This is a genomic window from Streptomyces sp. NPDC002209, from assembly GCF_042890265.1.
Taxonomy (GTDB): domain Bacteria; phylum Actinomycetota; class Actinomycetes; order Streptomycetales; family Streptomycetaceae; genus Streptomyces.
Genome location: NZ_JBIARX010000040.1, coordinates 1,936 through 4,442 on the forward strand (window position 1 = coordinate 1,936; position 2,507 = coordinate 4,442).

At 56.5% G+C, this 2,507-nt stretch carries 1 rRNA gene (running past one end of the window); it reads left to right on the forward strand.

Going from position 1 to position 2,507, the window contains the following annotated elements:
• Positions 1 to 2,476 (forward strand): 23S ribosomal RNA (locus ACFYXK_RS33890) (it extends 153 nt beyond the left edge of the window).
• Positions 2,477 to 2,507 lie beyond the last annotated feature (31 nt).

Below are 2,507 nucleotides of genomic sequence, written 5' to 3' on the forward strand. Positions count from 1 at the left end.
TACGTCGTGACTGCGTGCCTTTTGAAGAATGAGCCTGCGAGTTAGCGGTGTGTAGCGAGGTTAACCCGTGTGGGGAAGCCGTAGCGAAAGCGAGTCCGAATAGGGCGATTGAGTTGCACGCTCTAGACCCGAAGCGGAGTGATCTAGCCATGGGCAGGTTGAAGCGGAGGTAAGACTTCGTGGAGGACCGAACCCACCAGGGTTGAAAACCTGGGGGATGACCTGTGGTTAGGGGTGAAAGGCCAATCAAACTCCGTGATAGCTGGTTCTCCCCGAAATGCATTTAGGTGCAGCGTCGTGTGTTTCTTGCCGGAGGTAGAGCACTGGATAGGCGATGGGCCCTACCGGGTTACTGACCTTAGCCAAACTCCGAATGCCGGTAAGTGAGAGCACGGCAGTGAGACTGTGGGGGATAAGCTCCATGGTCGAGAGGGAAACAGCCCAGAGCATCGACTAAGGCCCCTAAGCGTACGCTAAGTGGGAAAGGATGTGGAGTCGCAGAGACAACCAGGAGGTTGGCTTAGAAGCAGCCACCCTTGAAAGAGTGCGTAATAGCTCACTGGTCAAGTGATTCCGCGCCGACAATGTAGCGGGGCTCAAGCGTACCGCCGAAGTCGTGTCATTGCAGCAATAGGGCCAACGCCCGCTGTGATGGGTAGGGGAGCGTCGTGTGCCGGGTGAAGCAGCAGCGGAAGCTAGTTGTGGACGGTTCACGAGTGAGAATGCAGGCATGAGTAGCGATACACACGTGAGAAACGTGTGCGCCGATTGACTAAGGGTTCCTGGGTCAAGCTGATCTGCCCAGGGTAAGTCGGGACCTAAGGCGAGGCCGACAGGCGTAGTCGATGGACAACCGGTTGATATTCCGGTACCCGCTTTGAAACGCCCAATATCGAATCAGGCGATGCTAAGTCCGTGAAGCCGTTCCGGACCCTTCGGGGAAAGGAAAGTGGTGGAGCCGACGAACCAGACTTGTAGTAGGTAAGCGATGGGGTGACGCAGGAAGGTAGTCCAGCCCGGGCGGTGGTTGTCCCGGGGTAAGGGTGTAGGCCGAGGGGTAGGCAAATCCGTCCCTCATATAAGGCTGAGACCTGATGCCGAGCCGATTGTGGTGAAGTGGATGATCCTATGCTGTCGAGAAAAGCCTCTAGCGAGTTTCATGGCGGCCCGTACCCTAAACCGACTCAGGTGGTCAGGTAGAGAATACCGAGGCGTTCGGGTGAACTATGGTTAAGGAACTCGGCAAAATGCCCCCGTAACTTCGGGAGAAGGGGGGCCATCACTGGTGATCGGACTTGCTCCGTGAGCTGGGGGTGGCCGCAGAGACCAGCGAGAAGCGACTGTTTACTAAAAACACAGGTCCGTGCGAAGCCGTAAGGCGATGTATACGGACTGACGCCTGCCCGGTGCTGGAACGTTAAGGGGACCGGTTAGTGCGCTTTCGGGCGTGCGAAGCTGAGAACTTAAGCGCCAGTAAACGGCGGTGGTAACTATAACCATCCTAAGGTAGCGAAATTCCTTGTCGGGTAAGTTCCGACCTGCACGAATGGCGTAACGACTTCTCGACTGTCTCAACCATAGGCCCGGTGAAATTGCACTACGAGTAAAGATGCTCGTTTCGCGCAGCAGGACGGAAAGACCCCGGGACCTTTACTACAGTTTGATATTGGTGTTCGGTTCGGCTTGTGTAGGATAGGTGGGAGACTTTGAAACCCCAACGCCAGTTGGGGTGGAGTCGCCGTTGAAATACCACTCTGGTCGTGCTGGATGTCTAACCTCGGTCCGTGATCCGGATCAGGGACAGTGTCTGATGGGTAGTTTAACTGGGGCGGTTGCCTCCCAAAGGGTAACGGAGGCGCCCAAAGGTTCCCTCAGCCTGGTTGGCAATCAGGTGTTGAGTGTAAGTGCACAAGGGAGCTTGACTGTGAGACCGACGGGTCGAGCAGGGACGAAAGTCGGGACTAGTGATCCGGCGGTGGCTTGTGGAAGCGCCGTCGCTCAACGGATAAAAGGTACCCCGGGGATAACAGGCTGATCTTCCCCAAGAGTCCATATCGACGGGATGGTTTGGCACCTCGATGTCGGCTCGTCGCATCCTGGGGCTGGAGTCGGTCCCAAGGGTTGGGCTGTTCGCCCATTAAAGCGGTACGCGAGCTGGGTTTAGAACGTCGTGAGACAGTTCGGTCCCTATCCGCTGTGCGCGTAGGAATATTGAGAAGGGCTGTCCCTAGTACGAGAGGACCGGGACGGACGAACCTCTGGTGTGCCAGTTGTCCTGCCAAGGGCATGGCTGGTTGGCTACGTTCGGGAGGGATAACCGCTGAAAGCATCTAAGCGGGAAGCCTGCTTCAAGATGAGTATTCCCACCTCCTTGAGAGGGTAAGGCTCCCAGTAGACGACTGGGTTGATAGGCCAGATGTGGAAGCCCGGTAACGGGTGGAGCTGACTGGTACTAATAGGCCGAGGGCTTGTCCTCAGTTGCTCGCGTCCACTGTGTTAGTTCTGAA